Origin of the sequence: Streptomyces sp. NPDC050617, from assembly GCF_040654795.1 — a bacterium.
GTDB lineage: Bacteria > Actinomycetota > Actinomycetes > Streptomycetales > Streptomycetaceae > Streptomyces.
On the sequence record NZ_JBFAIS010000043.1, the window covers coordinates 21,788 to 38,519 of the forward strand.

General features: G+C 70.0%; 15 protein-coding genes. 5 read left to right on the top strand and 10 right to left on the bottom strand.

All coding sequences use genetic code 11. From position 1 onward, the window contains the following. Nucleotides 1–161 precede the first annotated feature (161 nt). Nucleotides 162–2,222: a TPM domain-containing protein gene (locus AB0I49_RS35640; RefSeq protein WP_363231367.1), complete on the top strand. Its 2,061-nt coding sequence runs from the start codon at nucleotides 162–164 to the stop codon at nucleotides 2,220–2,222. Nucleotides 2,223–2,361: 139 nt separating this feature from the next. Here the strand turns inward: AB0I49_RS35640 and AB0I49_RS35645 are convergent, their stop codons facing one another. From AB0I49_RS35645 to AB0I49_RS35670, 6 genes are all read right to left on the bottom strand, one after another. Then, the gene (locus AB0I49_RS35645) at nucleotides 2,362–5,070 is read right to left on the bottom strand and encodes a SpoIIE family protein phosphatase (RefSeq protein WP_363231395.1); all 2,709 of its coding nucleotides are present in this window, start codon (nucleotides 5,068–5,070) and stop codon (nucleotides 2,362–2,364) included. A gap of 133 nt (nucleotides 5,071–5,203) precedes the next feature. Then, nucleotides 5,204–5,635, bottom strand: coding sequence for an ATP-binding protein (locus tag AB0I49_RS35650; protein WP_363231368.1), 432 nt, complete (start codon nucleotides 5,633–5,635; stop codon nucleotides 5,204–5,206). A 216-nt stretch (nucleotides 5,636–5,851) separates the two neighbouring features. Then, nucleotides 5,852–6,256 carry a (deoxy)nucleoside triphosphate pyrophosphohydrolase gene (locus AB0I49_RS35655; RefSeq protein WP_363231369.1) on the bottom strand — a complete coding sequence of 135 codons (405 nt, stop codon included), beginning with the start codon at nucleotides 6,254–6,256 and terminating at the stop codon, nucleotides 5,852–5,854. A gap of 56 nt (nucleotides 6,257–6,312) precedes the next feature. Continuing rightward, nucleotides 6,313–6,492: an SPOR domain-containing protein gene (locus AB0I49_RS35660; RefSeq protein WP_363231370.1), complete on the bottom strand. Its 180-nt coding sequence runs from the start codon at nucleotides 6,490–6,492 to the stop codon at nucleotides 6,313–6,315. Nucleotides 6,493–6,609: 117 nt separating this feature from the next. Further along, nucleotides 6,610–8,289, bottom strand: coding sequence for an APC family permease (locus AB0I49_RS35665; protein ID WP_363231371.1), 1,680 nt, complete (start codon nucleotides 8,287–8,289; stop codon nucleotides 6,610–6,612). Nucleotides 8,290–8,635: 346 nt separating this feature from the next. Further along, on the bottom strand, nucleotides 8,636–9,388 hold the full coding sequence (locus AB0I49_RS35670) for a GntR family transcriptional regulator (protein WP_363231372.1): 753 nt from the start codon (nucleotides 9,386–9,388) through the stop codon (nucleotides 8,636–8,638). A 450-nt stretch (nucleotides 9,389–9,838) separates the two neighbouring features. On the opposite strand from AB0I49_RS35670, the gene AB0I49_RS35675 reads away from it, so the two are divergent. Then, nucleotides 9,839–10,264 (top strand): RICIN domain-containing protein, encoded by a 426-nt coding sequence (locus AB0I49_RS35675; protein ID WP_363231373.1) that lies wholly within the window; start codon nucleotides 9,839–9,841, stop codon nucleotides 10,262–10,264. Nucleotides 10,265–10,366: 102 nt separating this feature from the next. On the opposite strand, the gene AB0I49_RS35680 is transcribed toward AB0I49_RS35675, so the two are convergent. Further along, on the bottom strand, nucleotides 10,367–10,561 hold the full coding sequence (locus tag AB0I49_RS35680; RefSeq protein WP_363231374.1) for a DUF5302 domain-containing protein: 195 nt from the start codon (nucleotides 10,559–10,561) through the stop codon (nucleotides 10,367–10,369). 146 nt (nucleotides 10,562–10,707) lie between these two features. Here AB0I49_RS35680 and AB0I49_RS35685 point away from each other — a divergent pair, with 146 nt between their 5' ends. From AB0I49_RS35685 to AB0I49_RS35695, 3 genes are all read left to right on the top strand, one after another. Beyond that, nucleotides 10,708–11,289: a Uma2 family endonuclease gene (locus AB0I49_RS35685; RefSeq protein ID WP_363231375.1), complete on the top strand. Its 582-nt coding sequence runs from the start codon at nucleotides 10,708–10,710 to the stop codon at nucleotides 11,287–11,289. A 125-nt stretch (nucleotides 11,290–11,414) separates the two neighbouring features. Continuing rightward, a complete protein-coding gene (locus AB0I49_RS35690) occupies nucleotides 11,415–11,684 on the top strand; it encodes a type II toxin-antitoxin system Phd/YefM family antitoxin (RefSeq protein WP_363231376.1) in 270 nt (89 codons plus the stop codon). Next, on the top strand, nucleotides 11,677–11,940 hold the full coding sequence (locus AB0I49_RS35695; protein ID WP_363231377.1) for a type II toxin-antitoxin system RelE/ParE family toxin: 264 nt from the start codon (nucleotides 11,677–11,679) through the stop codon (nucleotides 11,938–11,940). Before AB0I49_RS35690 ends, AB0I49_RS35695 begins: the two co-directional genes overlap by 8 nt. Before the next feature lie 209 nt (nucleotides 11,941–12,149). Here the strand turns inward: AB0I49_RS35695 and AB0I49_RS35700 are convergent, their stop codons facing one another. The 3 genes from AB0I49_RS35700 to AB0I49_RS35710 all read right to left on the bottom strand — a co-directional run bounded on the left by AB0I49_RS35700 (nucleotide 12,150) and on the right by AB0I49_RS35710 (nucleotide 16,274). Next, nucleotides 12,150–15,218, bottom strand: coding sequence for an AAA domain-containing protein (locus AB0I49_RS35700; protein WP_363231378.1), 3,069 nt, complete (start codon nucleotides 15,216–15,218; stop codon nucleotides 12,150–12,152). Nucleotides 15,219–15,594: 376 nt separating this feature from the next. After that, nucleotides 15,595–16,008 (bottom strand): DNA-binding protein, encoded by a 414-nt coding sequence (locus tag AB0I49_RS35705; protein ID WP_363231379.1) that lies wholly within the window; start codon nucleotides 16,006–16,008, stop codon nucleotides 15,595–15,597. After that, nucleotides 15,990–16,274 (bottom strand): hypothetical protein, encoded by a 285-nt coding sequence (locus AB0I49_RS35710; protein WP_363231380.1) that lies wholly within the window; start codon nucleotides 16,272–16,274, stop codon nucleotides 15,990–15,992. The genes AB0I49_RS35705 and AB0I49_RS35710 overlap by 19 nt, the downstream gene beginning before the upstream one ends. Between the last annotated feature and the right edge of the window lie 458 nt (nucleotides 16,275–16,732).

The following is a 16,732-nucleotide window of genomic DNA, read 5'->3' on the forward strand; positions in this document are numbered from 1 at the left end:
CCGGCCACGACCGCCGCCGCGACCGCACTCCCGGCCACGACCGCCGCCAGGGCCCCTGCCACGACCGCCGCCCCGACTACCGCCCCAACCGCCGCCACAGCCCCGGACCCGGTCCCCGCGACCGGTCGCGGAGCAGGCGGAACGGTCATACGCTCCCAAATGTGACGCGGCTTCTGAGGCGGTACGGATCGGGGGCACCCGGCTGGGCCACGGTGTGCGCCCTCCTGGCGCTGTGCGTCCTGCTCCTCCCGGCCCCCGCGCGCGCCGACGGCCCGCTGGACCTGGCGCGCACGGGCCGGATCACCGACACCGTCGGGGCGCTCGGCGACCGGCGCGAGGAGGTGGCCACGGCCCTCGAACGGCTGCGCCGCGAGGCGCGGGTGCAGCTCTTCGTCACCTATGTGCGGGACTTCTCCGGCCGCGCGGGCCACGACTGGGCCGACGCCACCGCCGACCGCAACGGCCTCGGCCCCCGCGACCTGGTCCTGGCCATCGCCACCCACGACCGCCGCTACGCCGTCTCGGCCGCCGACGACTCCGGCTTCCGCCCGGGTCAGCTGGCCCGGGTCGCCGACGCCGCCATCGAACCCGCGCTCAAGGCGCACGCCTGGGCCGACGCGGCGATCGGCGCCGCCGCCGGCTACCAGGCGGTGCTCAAGGGGCGGCCCGTACACACCCCCGTCCTCACCCCCGGCGCGGACGATCCCGGCGGGGAGGCGCTCGTACCGGGCGGGCGCGGCGTCTGGCTGCCCGCCCTGCTCGTGATGGGCTCCTGCGCCCTCGGCGGCTACCTCCTGGCGCGCCGCGGCCGCCGTGCCAAGGACCGCCGCGCCGCCGCCCCGCCCCCCGCCCTCGCCGGATTCGCCCGTTTGGCGCAGCCGCTCACCCCGCTGACCGCGCTGGACGCCGAGGCGGCGCGGATACTCGTGGAGACGGATGACGCCATCCGTACGAGCGAGGAGGAACTGGACTTCGCCATCGACCAGTTCGGCCGGCGGGCGGCGCTGCCGTTCGCGGAGGCCGTGGCCTACGCGCGCGGGGAGGTCGCCCGCGCCTTCCGGCTGCGGCAGCGGCTCGACGACGCGCCCAACCAGGACGCGGACACCCGGCGGTACACGCTCGACGAGATCCTCTCCCGCTGCACCAGCGCCAACCGGCGGCTGGACGCGGAGTCCGACGCCTTCGACCGGCTCCGCGCGGTCAAGGAGAACGCTCCCCACCTGCTCGCCCGCGCCGAGGAGACGGCCGAGGAACTGGCGCCGCGCATCGACGAGGCCGAGGCCGCCCTGACCGAACTGGCGCGGGGGTGCACCGCGTCCGCGCTGGCGCCCGTCGCGCAGCACCCGGCCGAGGCCCGCGACCGCCTCGCCTTCGCGGCGGCGGGGCTGGCGCAGGCCCGCCGGTCCCTCGCCGAGAACGACCCCGCCGGCGCCGCCCCCGCGATCCGCGCCGCCGAGGGCGCGCTCGCCCAGGCCCGTACGCTCACCGCCGCCGTGCTGCGCCACGCGCACGGCGTGCTCCGCGCCGGGAAGCGGCTGCGCGCGCTCCTGCCCGAGACCGAGGCGGCCCTGGCGCGGGCCCGCGCCCTGCTGGCCGACCGGAGCGGCCTGCGCGCGGGGTCGATCGCCGCCGAGCGGGCGAGCGAGCTGTGCGCCCGTATCGCCCGTACGGAGCACGCGCTCGCGGGGGCCGCGCGGGAGATGGCGGGCGGCCGGTACGACCCGCTCGCGGCGCTCCAGCGGGTCGAGGAGGCGGGGGCCGGGCTGGACGAGCTGCTGGAGGAAGAGGGGGCGCGCGAGCGGCGCGTGTGGGCGCTGGGCGCGCGCGCCCTGCTCGCGGCGCGCAGCGATGTGGCCGCCGCGCGGGACTTCGTGTGCACGCACCGGGGCGCGATCGGCAGCCGGGCCCGCACCCGCCTGGCGGAGGCCGAGCGCCATCTGGCGCGGGCGGAGGAGGCCGCCGACGCCACGGACGACGCGGCCGACGCCCGGCTGCTGCCGGAGGCGCGGCTGGCGGACGCGCTGGCCCGGCAGGCGCGCGAGCTGGCCGAACGGGACGTGCGCAGCTACGCGGACCAGAGCGCGCACGCCGGTCCGTACGCGCCGCAGTCCCCGCACCCCGCCGGGGCGATCGGCGGGGCGATGCTGGGCGGCATCATCCTCGGCGGCCTGCTGCCCGCCACGTTCGGCGGCGGGGGCACGCGGGGCCGACTCGCGGAGTGACCTGCTCCGGTATGCCCGTCGGCAGAGGCCGAGCTCCGTCAGTACGGGGTGAATCCCTGTCAGTACAGGCTCAGCCCCGTCAGCACAGACCGAGCCCCGTCAGTACAGACTCAGTCCCGTCAGCGCAGGCTGAGCCCCGTCAGTACAGGCTGAGCAGGGCCTCCACCGCGTCCACGCCCGCGGAGTCGCCGTCCGGGAGGGCGAGTTCGAACCAGACCGTCTTGCCGTGCGGGGTGCGGCGGCTGCCCCAGGCGGCGCTGAGCAGGCCGACGAGCTGGAGGCCGCGCCCGCCCTCGTCGGTGTCGCGGGCCCGCCGCCGCCGGGGCTGCACGAGCCCGCCGTCCCAGACCTCGCAGACCAGGGTGCGGTCGAGCAGCAGCCGGAGCCGTATCTCGCCCTCCCCGTACCGCAGGGCGTTCGTCACCAACTCGCTGACCAGCAGCTCCGCCGTGTCGACGAGGTTGTCCAGGCCCCAGGCCGTCAGCTTCTCGCGCGCCAGCTCGCGGGCGCGGGCCACCGAGCGCGGCTCCGGCGGCAGGTGCCAGTCCCCCACCGACTCGGTGGGCAGCCCCTGCACCCGCGCCATGAGCAGCGCGATGTCGTCCTCGCCGTGGTGGGTGTCGAGCGCGCCGAGCACGTGGTCGCAGACGTCCTCCAGCGCGGGCGAGGGGTCCGTGAGCGCCTCCCGGAAGGCGCGCAGGCCGTCGTCGAGCGACTGGTCGCGGGACTCGACCAGGCCGTCGGTGTACAGCGCCAGCAGCGCGCCGTCCGGCAGGTCGACCTCGGTCTCCTCGAACGGCTCGCCGCCGACGCCGAGCGGCATGCCCGGCGGTACGTCCAGGAGCAGGGCCGGTTCGCCGGGTTCGACGAGCACGGGCGGCAGGTGCCCGGCGTTGGCGAACGTGGCCCGCCGCGTCACCGGGTCGTACACGGCGTAGACGCAGGTCGCCAGGTACACCTCGGAGAGGTCGGCGTCCTTGCCGCTGCCGCGCGCCGAACGCGCCGAGGACTGCTTGCCGCCGGGCGTGCCGAGGCCGTGCGCGACCTCGTCGAGCGCGGAGAGCACCTCGGCGGGCTCCAGGTCGAGCAGCGCCAGCGTCCGTACGGCCGTCCGCAGTTCGCCCATGGCGACGGCGGCGCGCAGGCCGCGGCCCATGACGTCGCCGACGACGATGGCCGTCCGGTGGCCGGGCAGCTCTATGACGTCGAACCAGTCGCCGCCGACCTCGGTGGCGGTGTTGCCCGGCAGATAGCGGCAGGCGATCTCGATGCCGGCGGCCTCCGGGTCGCCGGGCGGCAGCAGGCTGCGCTGGAGGATCAGCGCGCGCTCGTGCTCGCGGCGGTAGAGGCGGGCGTTGTCCATGCAGACGGCGGCGCGCGCCGCGAGCTCCACGGCGAGCGCGGTGTCCCGCTCGCCGAACGGCTCGCTGCCCTTCGTACGGGCGAACTGCGCGAGCCCGACGACGGTGTCGCGCGCCACCATCGGCACGACCAGCGTCGACTGGACCACCGCGCCCAGTTCGGGGCTCTCGTCGGCGTCCCGGCCGGGCACCACCTTGGGGTGCGCGGTGCGCAGCGCCACCGCGCACGGTGAGTGGAAGGGGAAACGATGCACCTCCCCCACCTGGATGGGCTTCGTCTCGCCGTCGTCGGACCCGATCGGCGCGCCGGAGACGGCGCTGGCGAAGGCGACGCGGCGCAGTTCGGCGCTGCCGTCGGCGAGCCCCGGCGGCGCCTCGTCGCCGACGAGCAGCCCCTGGTAGAGGTCGACGGTGGCCAGGTCGCAGAACTGCGGCACGGCGACGTCGAGGAGTTCGCGGGCGGTGGTCTCCAGGTCGAGCGAGTTGCCTATCCGCGCGCCGGCCTCGTTGAGGAGCGCGAGGTTGCGCCGTACGCCCGCGGCCTCGCGCTCGGCGCGGCGGCGGCCGGTCACGTCGCTGGCGAGCGCCGCCACCCCGATCGGCCGGCCGCTGCCGCTGTGCAGCCGGTAAAGCGATACGGACCAGCGGCGCCGCTCCGTACGGCCGGGCACTGCCCCGACGAGCTGGAGGTCGGACACCGGCTTCCCGGTGTCGAGGACTTGGCGCAGCGCGGCGGTGAGCCGGTCGGCCTCGGCGCGCGGCAGGAAGTCGTGCGGGGTGCGGCCGCGGTGCCACTCGGCGGGACGGCCGAAGGCCTGCGCGAAGGATTCGTTGACGCGCACCAGGGTCAGGTCGGTGCCGAAGAAGAAGAAGCCGAGGGGAGATTGTCCGAAAACGGCCTGCGAGGCGGCGAGGTCGGTCTCGATGCCGCGCAGGGCCCGGACGTCGACGACGATGCAGAGCGCGGCGCGCTCGCCGCGGGCGTTCTCGGTGGGCATCAGGAAGATCTCGGCGAGGCCGGTCTGCCCGTCGGCGGCGCGGTAGGGGACGAGGGCGATCCGCTCGTGGCCGTGGAGGCCGCGCTCGCCGAGGAAGTCGGGGAGGGGGGAGGGGGGCTGTGCGCGGGGGTCCGGGTCCGGGCCCGGGGCCGCGGCGGCCTCTCGGGCGCTCGCCGTCTCTTCCGTCCCCTCCGTTCCGTCCGATCCCTCCGCTCCTTCCGGCCCCTCCGCTCCTTCCGGTCCCTCCGCCTCCGCGGAAGGCGCCGGCTCGCGGAGCAGGAAGACGTCCCCCGGGTCCTTGCCCACGGCGTCCCGCGCCGGCACGCCGAACAGCTCGGCCGCCCGTTCGCTCCACTGCTCGATCCGGCCGTCCGCTCCTAGCGAGAACGAGGCGACCCGGATGTAGTCGTAGAGCGAGCCCGGAAGGCTGCTCTGCCACAACACCGCGGCGTCTGTTCCCTGCGGCGTACCCGTGGTTCCCGCTGGCATTTCGCTCACGTGCCCGTCCCCTCCGGCCTCTCGTGCTCGCACCGGCATCAGAAGGCCGAGTATCCAGCACCGCGGCCATCCGGAACACGGCCTTCACGATCACAGCACGATCTCAACCCGCGCCGTAGGACTCCTAACCAGGCAAGGTCAGCTCGAACCACACGGTTTTCCCGGTCTTCCCCCGCCGGGTTCCCCAGCGACGCGAAGCACATGCCACCAATTGGAGTCCGCGTCCGCCCTCGTCCTCCGGCCGGGCGATGCGCTCGCGCGGCGGATCGGGCAGCGGGTCGGAGACCTCGACGAGGAGGATGGCGTCGTCCGGGCTGGTGCGGTGGGAGTGGATGCGGACGCCGATGGGCCCGCTGGCGTGCCGCAGGGAGTTGGTGACCAGCTCGCTCACCAGCAGGACCGTGACATCGCCGACCGACTCCAGCCCCCATTCGGCGAGGGTGTCGCGCACCAGGGTGCGCGCGGTGCGCACGGCACCGGCCTCGGCGGGGAAGCTCCACTCCGCGAACCCGGGCGTCCACGCCAGGGGCACTGCGCTCTCGCTCACGCCGACCACGTCCCAGACCTCTCGCAGGCCCCGCCGGTTTGCCCGACTTCGGGGAAGTTAATCAGCACATACCCGGTATGCGGCGATTGCTACCTTCTGCACCGGAAGTGCCGGAACTCGGTGGCACGATTGGCGTATCGCGGGGCGAGGTGAGGCGAGGCGCCGTGCGACGGGGCCCGGACAGGGCATCCGGCGAAAGCACCTGACGGCGTATCGCCCGAGCCCCTATCGCTGTTGCTCTTCGAGCCGCCGGAGGGCCTCCGCGACGGCGGGCCGGTCCTGGTCGAGCCACGGGACGTCATGGACCTCGGCGGGGCCGAGCCAGCGGAGTTCGTCGTGGTCCTGGAGCGGGCGCGGGTCACCCGCGAGGAGCCCCGCCGTCCAGACGTGGAGCACATACGGCGGGCGCAGCGGCCACTCGCCGGGGATCCGCTCCAGCGGCTCGACCTCCACGCCCAGTTCCTCGCGGAGCTCGCGTACGAGCGCCTGCTGGGGCGTCTCGCCGGGCTCGACCTTCCCGCCGGGCAGCTCCCAGCGCCCCGCCAGCTCCGGCGGGGCGCTGCGCCGGGCGGCGAGCAGCCGCCCCTGGTCGAGCACCGCTCCGCCTACCACCACACGCGCCGTAGTCATGGACGGAGCCTATAAACCCGGGGCGGCGAAGGTCCGCACGCCCCGGCCCGCGCGCACTAGGAGACCGCGCGGCCGACCCGCTCGACGATGTAGAGCCTCTCCTGCCCGTACACGCCGAGCCGGTCGATGACCTGCTCAGCCTCCGACCTGGTGGCGTAACGGCCCACGCGGTAGCGGTTGCCGTTGTCGTCCTGCCGGACGACCAGCCAGGGCAGGTTCGGATCGCCGTCACTCATCGCCCCGCCCTTCCGCCACGGCGCACACCGGCGTACGCCCCTCGACACCTCATGACGAAACCGCAATCCGCATATGCCCGAGCCTACGCCCGACCTTTACTCAGCGGATACGGAAATTCACGAAGAGGCATTCATCCGGCCACCGGAGGCGGCGTCTTCGAGGCCGTCCCGCTCGGCCGCGGCGGCCTCGGCGGCCTCCGCTTCGGCCATTTCCCGCTCAACGGCCACGAGGGAGGGGTTGCGCCACGCGCTGCGCACGCCCCACACGTAGAAGGCGAGGCCGATCAGGACGACGGTGACGATGTCCCAGCCCTCGGCCAGATACCCCTGGCCGCCGAAGTCGGTGCCGCCGGCCCACGAGACGCAGGCCATGACGACGAGGTACGCCACCATCCAGGCGCCCGCCTTGAGGTGCGGCTTCAGCTCGGCCCACGGCTTGCGCAGCTCGTACCAGGCCCAGACGGGCAGGCCGACGGCCATGATCAGGATGACCTTGCCGGTGAGCGGCCAGCGGCCCCAGTAGAGCACCAGCGAGCCGAAGACCATCGCGATGGGCGCGAGGACCGGCATGATGCGCAGCTTGACCGGGCGCTTGAGACCCGGCGCGAGGCGGCGCAGCGACATCACGGCGACAGGGCCGGTGATGTAGGAGATGACGGTCGCGACCGACACGATCTCGGCCAGCGAGCCCCAGCCGCGGAAAACGGCCAGAAAGAGGAAGGCGACGACGAGGTTGAGCACGAGCGCCGGGCGCGGGACGCCGGTCTTGGGGTCGACCTTGCCGAAGATGCCCGGCAGGTGGCCGTTCTCCTGCACGCCGTGGATCATGCGCGAGGTGGTGGCCGCGTAGATCATGCCCGTACCGGAGGGGGAGATGAAGGCGTCCGCGTACAGCAGCATCGCCAGCCAGTTCAGGCCCCAGGCCAGGGAGAGGTCGGCGAGCGGGGAGTTGTACGAGAGGTGGGCCCAGCTGCCCGCGTCGCTCAGGTCGGCGGCGGGAACGGCCATCAGGAAGGCGATCTGCAGCGCCACGTAGATCACGAGCGCGATGACGATCGAGCCGATGACGGCCTTGGGCAGCGACTTGCCGGGGTTGCGCGCCTCGCCCGCCATGTTCAGCGGGGACTGGAAGCCGTTGTACGCCCAGACGATGCCGGAGACGGCGACGGCGGTGAAGACCGCGCTCCAGCCGTTCGGCGTGAAGCCGCCGTTGTCCTTGACGTTGCTGGTGTCGAAGTGCGCCAGCATCAGCGCGCCCGCGGTCAGGATCGGGACGACGACCTTGAAGACGGTGATCGCGTTGTTCGTCTTGGCGAACAGCGTGATCGCGAACCAGTTGAGGAAGAAGTAGAAGACGAGCAGGACGCTGGCGAGCGCGACGCCGCTGCCGGTCAGCTCCTTGCCGTTGTAGAGACCGGCGGCCCAGGAGAAGTCCCAGGAGCTCATGTACTGGACGGAGGCGGTCGCCTCCCCGGGTATGACGGAGACGATCGCGATCCAGTTGGCCCAGGCGGCGAGGTACCCGGCCAGCGAACCGTGCGAGTACTGCCCGTATCGGACCATGCCGCCGGCCTTCGGGAACATCGAGCCGAGCTCGGTATAGGTCAGCGCGATGGTCAGCGCGACCGCGGCGCCGATGACCCAGGCCAGGATCGCGGCGGGCCCGGCGATGGCGGCGGCCCGCTCGGCGCCGAAGAGCCAGCCGGAGCCGATGATCGACCCGAGACCGACGGCCGTCAGGGCCACCGGTCCGAGCGTGCGGCGGTAATTCGAGTGGGAACCCTGCTCGGTACTCAAGCCCCGGATCTCCTTTTCTTCGTTCTCCCCCACGGCAGGACGCAAACCGCGCCATCCTACGAGCGATTACGGGGAGGGAAATCCGCGACAGGGCCCTGACCTGGGCGTATGTGAGGTTTGCAACACGAGGGGAGCTGCCGCGATATCGGGACAAAAGGGGCGGTAACGGTGCGCTTCAGCGGCTTGGTGCAGACCTGTGACGACAGGGCGCGAGGATGCGCGGCGGGACACCTGACCTGCGACGAGGCACGGCCGACCGAAGCCGGGAAAGAGGAAAACAGGTTGGCCGATAACCGACGCACCAGGAGCGGACAGCGGGTCGGGCGGAGAGGACCGGGGCGGGGCCCTACTTGACCGGCAGGTGGTAAGAGACGCGATAGCGCTCGGCGAGGACGACCACGTCGGCGGTCTCGACGGGGCAGCCGCCGGCGAAGTACGTACGGGAGACGACGAGCACGGAGTGCCCGGGGACGCCGCCCAGGGCGAGAGCTTCCTCGGCGAGCCCCGGCCGGGCGCCGACCTCTTCCACGACGTTGTCGACGACGAGGTCGATGGCGGCCATGCGCTCGACCACGCCGCGCCCGGCCAGCGGCCCCTCCTCGGGCAGCATCACGGGCGTACGGCCGGTGAGGGCGAGCGGCTCCCAGGAGGTGGAGAGCATGGCGGGCTCGCCGACGGCGCGGAAGAGATAGTCGGTGCGCATGACGCGCTCGCCGGGCGCGATCCGCAGCCGCCCGGCGACGCCGGCGTCGGCGGCCTCCTGCCCGCTGCGCGACTCCCAGGTGCCCTTGACGCGCTCGTCGGCCTGCTCCTGGCGGAAGGGCGTGGAGTCGCCGAGCGCGCGGTACCCGCCGCGCGAGAGCCGGCGCGGCACGGGCTGCTCGCGTACGTACGTACCGGAGCCGGAGCGGCCTTCGACGAGCCCCTCGGCCATCAGCACCTTGCGCGCTTCGAGGGCGACGGTGTCGGAGACGCCGTACTCCTCGCGAATGCGGGCCTGCGAGGGGAGCCGGGTGTGCGGCGGCAACTCCCCGCCTACGATCTTCTGCCGAAGATCCCCGGCGACGCGGAGGTATGCGGGCTGGTCACCGAAGGCCACGTCCACTCCCAACAGCTTGACAGTCCGCAACAGCTTGGCAACCGTCGGTTGTGAGCCGCAACGTAAGGCCAAGGATTCACTAGATGTAGTGAATTGCAGCTCAGAGAGGCGTAATCCGCGGGGACGGGGTGCGCGCGGGGCAGGGCCGGCGCCCCGGCCGACGAGGACGGGCGCCGACGAGGAACGCCCCACCTCCCCCACCGGGACCGCGAGGACAAACGAGAACCCCTAAACACAATACGGCATAGGCGATATCACAAGGCAGGCGGAATACCAGAGACCACACTTCAGCTCATGGCCGGAATTCGAAACAGATTGTCGGCCACGCCCACGGGCCGAGTAATTCGATCGGCGCCCTTCGGCTGAAAGTACCTGTTTCGCGGGGACTGCTTTCCTCCTACGGTGAGCGGGGTCGGAAAGACCATCGTCCCGTCTCTGACTGGAGGCCCAGTGGCACCGATCATTGAACCCGGAACGTACGCCATCAAGAATGCCGCGTACGACGACCGGGTCATCGATGTGAGTGGGAGCGACAAGCGTCCCAACACGCCCATTATCGGTTACCCCTACCACAAGGGGGAGAACCAGCAGTGGGAGCTTGAGTCGGTCAACCAGGCCAACGAGTACATCATCAAGAGCAAGCTGGGCGACATCTACCTGAACCTGGGCAGCACCAGGCAGTACCCGCCGTCGATCGCGGTCCAGTTCACCTACGTGCTGTGGTCGATCGAGCCCGCGGGCGGCGGCCTGTACCGGATCCACTTCCCGTATCAGGACGGGGTCGTCGACCTCGCCACCGGTCAGCAGAGCACCCAGCTGACCCTCCCCTCCTGGGCCGGGGAACAGCACCAGAAGTGGATCTTCGAGAAGGTCTGACAGACAGCGTGAAAGAGTGCGCCGAATAAAATTCGGCGCACTCGAAACCCCCGCCCGAAAAATGGGCGGGGGTTATTTGCCGCGCTCGAAACCGCTTAAAACTCAGCCACCGCTCTTCCGCCGGAAAGAACGCTGAGTACTGGCGGGTCCATGAGCCCCGTGAATCTTGGAGGAACTGACCCCCGCCCCTCCCGAGGCCCCATCCCCCCGAGCCCCCCGCTTACGCTCCAGCGCCTCCCGGAACTTCTGCTTCATCTCATCTTCAGGCTTGTCCTGAGCAGATCCCTCTGCGGCCATGAGCTCCTCCTGAACTAGACGCTCCCCAGAGCCTCGCACGTTTCCTCCCGCTCAGCGCCTGATTTTTCCGCGCGACCCGAGCCCGCCGGAGCCCGCCGCCCCCGATGTCCACACATGGGCAGAGACTTCATCGCTAGGGTTGCCCCATGACCGCACTGCCCGACTGGATGCGCCCACCGCGGGCGGAGGGCTGGTTCGCGGAGGACCTGGACCGCCTCCCCGAGGCGCCCCGCCACACGGAACTGATCGACGGAGCCCTCGTCTTCATGATGTCCCCGCGGCGATCGTGGCACGGCCGGCTGGTCACCGGCCTCACGGTGGCGCTCATGGCCCAGGCCCCCGCCGGCATCGAAGTCGAGCGAGAGATGACCATCCGCCTCGACGCCCGCAACCGCCCCGAACCGGACCTGCTGCTCACCACGGCCCCGTACGATGCGGACCGCACCTGGTACGCCCCCGAGGACGTCCAACTCGCCATCGAGGTCGTCTCCCCGGGGTCCGCCCACCGCGACCGCAACGTCAAGCTCCGCAAGTACGCCGAAGCCGGCATCCGGCACTACTGGTGCGTCGAAGACGAGAACACCGTCCCCGCCGTACACGTCTACGAACTCGACGAACCGACGGGGACGTACGCGCCCGCAGGCATCTTCCGTGGCGCCCTCCAGCGCCCCGTACCCTTCGAGATCACCCTGAATCTGGACAAGCTCACACCGCCCCGCAGCAGCTGAAGAGCTATCCAGCACCGATCCAGCACGGTGCGAGTTCATCCAGCACGCGGAGCGGCAACGAAGGATGCCCATCCCCATCCCCGCACCCGTTGTGTACACATGGGGCACTCGGCGCGCTTGAGCGCATGACACAGCCGCTGCCCGTAGAGTCCATCCGCGACGTGCGTGCGCATTTGGCGGAGGTCGTGGAGCGCGCCGACCGCAAAGACGTACCCACCGTGATCACGTGCCGCGGCAAGGAAGTCGCCGCCGCCGTCTCCATCGAGGTACTACGCAAGTACCAGAAGTGGGAAAAGCGCGAGATCGATCGGATCATTGACGAGCGCATGGCCAACCCCGCACCAGGCATCCCGATCGAGGACATCATGAGGGAGACGCTGGCGCGCAGTGAGTGAGTACCGAACCGTCTTCCGCCCTGAGGCGCAGGCCGAGCTTCGGAAGATCCCGCGTGAGATGGCGCTGCGCATCCTGGCCAAGCTGACCGAGCCGGAAAGCGATCCGCCCGGCTTCAACAGCACCGCACTCGTGTCCCAGCCAGACCGTCGACGGCTACGGGTTGGCGACTACCGCGTCGTCTACACGATCGGCAACGGGGAACTGGTGGTCTGGGTCGTTCACGTGGGGTGCCAATCCACCGTTTACGACACCTGACCACCGCTGACCACACGACAGGATATCCAGCACCCATCCAGCACGGGATTTTCGACGAAGTACAAGAGGCTTCGACACCGGGACCACTATCCAACATCCGTGGGCGCCGGTGCACGAATGCCCGCCTGTTCGTCTCCAACGTCCCACACCGTGAGGCGAGACTGTCCTGTCCATCGATAATGCCGGTGCCCTCGTTGAGGTTGAACCAGCTAGCGCCGCGCCCCTGACTTGAACCGAACAGCCTTCTCCCACGCCCGACTCCCTTGCCGCGCTGGACATATCCGGTTGAAGCATCGCCAGTACCAGGAACCGTCGGCCCGGCGGCGCAGGTCCACTTCCTCCCCCTTGCATGCATCGCACCGAGGAGGTTTGGCAAAGTCCTCCGCATGCTCGTGAGTCAGGATCTTGCGTGCGAAGTGGCCACCCTTGATGGTCAGCATGACCTCACGTGAGCGGCTCTGCGAGAGGGAGTTGAGGCTGCCCAGCAGAACCGTGTGCTCGTCGATCACGACGATCTTCTGGTGCATTACGTTGACGGGGACGACCGTCTGCACCACTGCCCGAAGCTGCTTGACCAAGTCGGCCTGTTTCTTCTGACCAGTGTCGTAGGGGTCACGGACGAAGATCGTCACACGCACTCCGCGGCGCACGGCCTCGTCCAGCACCGGCAGCAGCCCGATGAGACGTTTCGCAGTCCACGGAGACCAGATCCACAAGGAATTGCGCGCTTCGGCCAGCCGTGCGGCAAACGTCTCGTAGAACGAGATCTCGTCGTCGACATCGGAGACTTCGACATGGCGGGAGAGGACGCCGGCGAGACGCGTGCCGAACGGACCGAGAGGGATGTCCGGCCGCTCGCCGGGGGCGATCAGCTGAGTGGCCGGAACCGTGCGGACACGTCGGTCGCCGATGAGGGCAGCAAGCCTGCCCATGGCAGTCTGCTCACCCGCAGCAAGAATGCGCCTTCGGCTTCCGACAACGTAGAGCCTGGTCTGAACGCGGGTGACGGCGACGTTGAAGAGTCGTACCCCATTGCGCTCCCAGACGGATGCTCCAGGAGCCCGGGACGCCCGGGACATCCAGAGGCCGTCACCGTAGTCGTCCTCCACTGTGTCGAAGATGACTACGGGGAACTCGCGGCCCTGAAATCGATGAGCCGTTCCGACTTCGGCGAGCCGACTGCCGGTGCCCTCGTTGTCCCGGAGCGCCTCCAAGGTGGCTTCGGCCTGTACCGGATAAGGCGTCACGACACCGGCCTCCTCACCGTCCTCTCTGTGCAGGTCGATCAGGGCTCGTGCGAGCAGGGAACCAGCCGGCCACCATCCCTTTCGACGGCCGGTGCGGTGGGCCTGGGCGAGGTTGAGCAGCCCGTCGGTGTCGATGATCACGATCTCGGGGTCGTCCGAGGCGCGCCGCGCTGCGCGCTGCTCAATACCTGGGCCGGGTTTCAACACGCCGTCATACGCGAGTGAGTTCGCCAGACGCATTACATCGTGGCCGAACCGGTGTTGGACATCCAGTACGACGCAGCCTTGGTGATTCACCGCCGCCATAGGGGACTCGATATCGAAGTGCTCATAGACCTCGCGCAGGATCCAGCGGGCAACGTCGGGCCGCTTGCTTCCGTCGAGTTGCGGCAGCACGGGACCGAGCTGCATGAAGTCCCCAAGGAGGACCGCAGTGGTCTTCGCCTTTCCTACGGCCAGGAGGACCTCGGGCAGGGTCGCGGCCCCGGCCTCGTCGACCAGGACAACGTCGTATTCACCCTCGAAGACCGCTTTCGTGGTCCGGAACCGTGCAAGGGTAGTGGCAACAACCTTGGCACCGCGAATAATCTCGCCCTGGGCGTCACGCGCAAGCTTGTCGTACTCCTCCTGGAGTTCGCGATGACGGCGTTCCAGCGCCGGCCGATACTCTTGGTCCTCCGCCACCCGAGGTTTCAGGTCCGCCACCTGTGCGTGGCGTCGGGGGTGGCCGAGTCGGTCGGCCTCCTCGACACGAGTTTCAGCCGCTTGGGACAGCCCGAATTCCCTGGCGAGAACGGCCAGCTTGGCGCCCACCGCCAGATAGTGTCGCCGAGCCTGTTCCAGGGCCTTCTCCACCTTCTGCAGACTCCGCTGCCGTAGCGCGATTTCCTGCTTGCTGAACGGAATCCGAGCCTCGAGTTCCGCCAGCTGCGTCGCGACGGCGTCCTCCTGCCGGGCCAGGACCGACCGGGCGTCCACCGCCTTCTGACCGGCCTGGTGCGCGTCAGCGCGCGCTGTCTCCAGTCGAATGCGCGCAGTTTCCCGTTCCCGCTTCGCCCGGCGCCTCGCAAAGCCCTTCAGCTGTTCAAGGCCGTCCAGGAGCTCCTGAGCCGCCACACACTCCCTGTCGGCGACGAGTGCCTTCGCCTCCAAGTCGGTCACTGCCCGACGGAGTCGGTCCAGGCTTTCCTGATACTCGTCGTACGACTTCCAGTCAGTTTGAGCCTGCTTCGTCACCCTCACCGCTTCGAGCGCGGCTTGGTGGGACCGCTCCAGCCGTACGGCAGTGTCCTCCGCGTCCTTGGCATCCAGGCGTGCCTGATCGCGCGTCCGCTCCAAAGCCGCGGAAGCTCGGGCAGGATCGTCGAGTCGGACCCGGTCCGCGGCGTACGCCACAGCGTCGAAGTCCGTGAGGCCCCGCTCCAGCTCCTCCAACTGCCGGGCGCGCTCCCGAGCCTCAACCAGCTGAACGGCGACGGCACGGCGGCGCTCATCGGTTTCGGTCAATCGGTGGCGCACCATCAGCGTGAGGCAGACACTCGCGTCTTCCGCGATCTCCCTCAGGTGAGGCGGCCCCACGCGGACGAGCTCGCCGTCACCATGCCGTCGCTCTTTCACCACGCCCCACAGAGCGTTGTCCACAGCGATATTGGTGGCCGAGACCAACAGGACCCGCTTCCCCCGGGCAACGAGATCGCTGATGGCGCGTTTGAGAACTGTGGTCTTGCCAGTACCCGGCGGCCCCCACACCAACCACAGGCCCTCGCCCATGCATGCCCGATAGGCGCGATCTTGGGCAGGCAAGAGCGTGCCGGGCGGCAGTCCAATGGCAGCAAGCCGCCCCGTGCCCGCCTCGCCTCGGGCCATGAGATGGGCCAGCGGAGCATCGGCGAGCGAGGCCATGCCCTCCCGCAGCGCCTTGACGAGGAAACCGGTGGGCTGCGGCTTCATCCACAGACAGGGATCCGCAGGGTCTGCGAACTCCGGAACACGCACGCGAAGCGCGGTGCCGTCCTTGTACACGTCGAGCACGGAGTGACCTGCGTCAATGTCGCTCTCATCAGGTCCGGCCAGTCGCAGACTATCCCCCTGGAGCTGGTCCGTCCCGGTTTCGGACCCACGCACGTCGATTACGTACTCCCCAGGTTTCCGGCCCCGCACCGCTCGCCCCAGGGGGCGCCACCGCGGCTCGCGAGCAGCTACGCCCTCGTGTGCCGCCCAGGCATCCAGGGCCGAGACGACTTCTTCCTGCCAGCCCACGTTCCCCCGCTAAAACCGCGCTGCCCGGACCTTGATCAGTGGTACCAGTCCGGACTCGCGTTCACCACTGGCAATCCCGCCAAGGCACGGCGTCCAAATCCCATCCTCGCGGGTCTCGGCCGGAAGGCAGCACCGGGGTCAGAGGCATTCAGATCCCCACGAGCCGCACCCGGTCACCGCAGAGTTTGACCATGTCGTCGATGCCGGAGGTCAACATGACCACAGGGCGGTGCTGCCGCAACGCGGCCTCGGCGACCGCCGCGTCGATCGCGTACTTGTGCCCGTGCAAGCCGACGCCCATCAGCAGCTCGGAGGCCGTCCTCGCCTCCTCGTCACCGACCGGGACGACCCGCAGTCCGGAGAGCACCCAATTCAGGCGTGGCTTATTCGTACCGGCGTAGACGGCCTCGATGATGGTGAGCGAGCTGATCACGACCTCCATGCCGCGCGAGCGCGCCTCAGCGATCAGAGCCACCACCTGTTCGTCGTCGGCGAGCAGCTTCGACAGTCCCTCACTGTCGAGAACCAGCGTCCCCTCGTGACTCAGCCGGCGGCGTGCCACTCGGCCTCCTCGGCGAACACCTCGTCGAAGACCTGCCGTGCCCGCTGACGAGCCTGCTCGGAAACCGGCCCCTTGCGGCCCTCGTAGTCCGCCAGGTACTCGTCAAGGGCCTGTCCACGCAGCTCGCGCTCGACCGCCTCGGCGATAAACGCGGAGAACTCCCGCTTACCCACCCGCGCCCGGATCGCCTCCGCCGTTCCTTCCGGCAACGACAGGCTCACCCGCGTCGCCGGCCCTTCCCCGATGCTGTACGTCGCGTCAGCCATACCCCGATTGTGTCAAACGAGTAGGAAAAGTGCCATGCCTGCACTACCTTCACACTCGGCCAGCGTCCGACTCACACAAACCCCAGCACTGGCATCCTCATCCCATCTCAGCACCATCCCAGCACGGGAAAAACAAAGGGCCCGACCCCGAGGAGCCGACCCCTCTCTGACCTGCACATTTGCCAGATCAGCGACGTAGCGCTAAGTCACCCTCTACACGTTGAACCGGAGCCCGCAGTACAGAGCTCCCACCTGCGGAGACACGATTCCCGCAGTCCTCACCCAGCACCGATCCAGCACGGTGCAAGTTCACCCAGCGCATCCAGCACCCGCGACCGCGACGAGGGAACTGCCCACCGCCGCCCGATCGAGGACACCATGAGGGAGACGCCAGTACGCCGTGGGTGAGTACCGGACCGTCTTCCAAGCGTAAGCACAGGCCCAGTTGCAGGAGATCC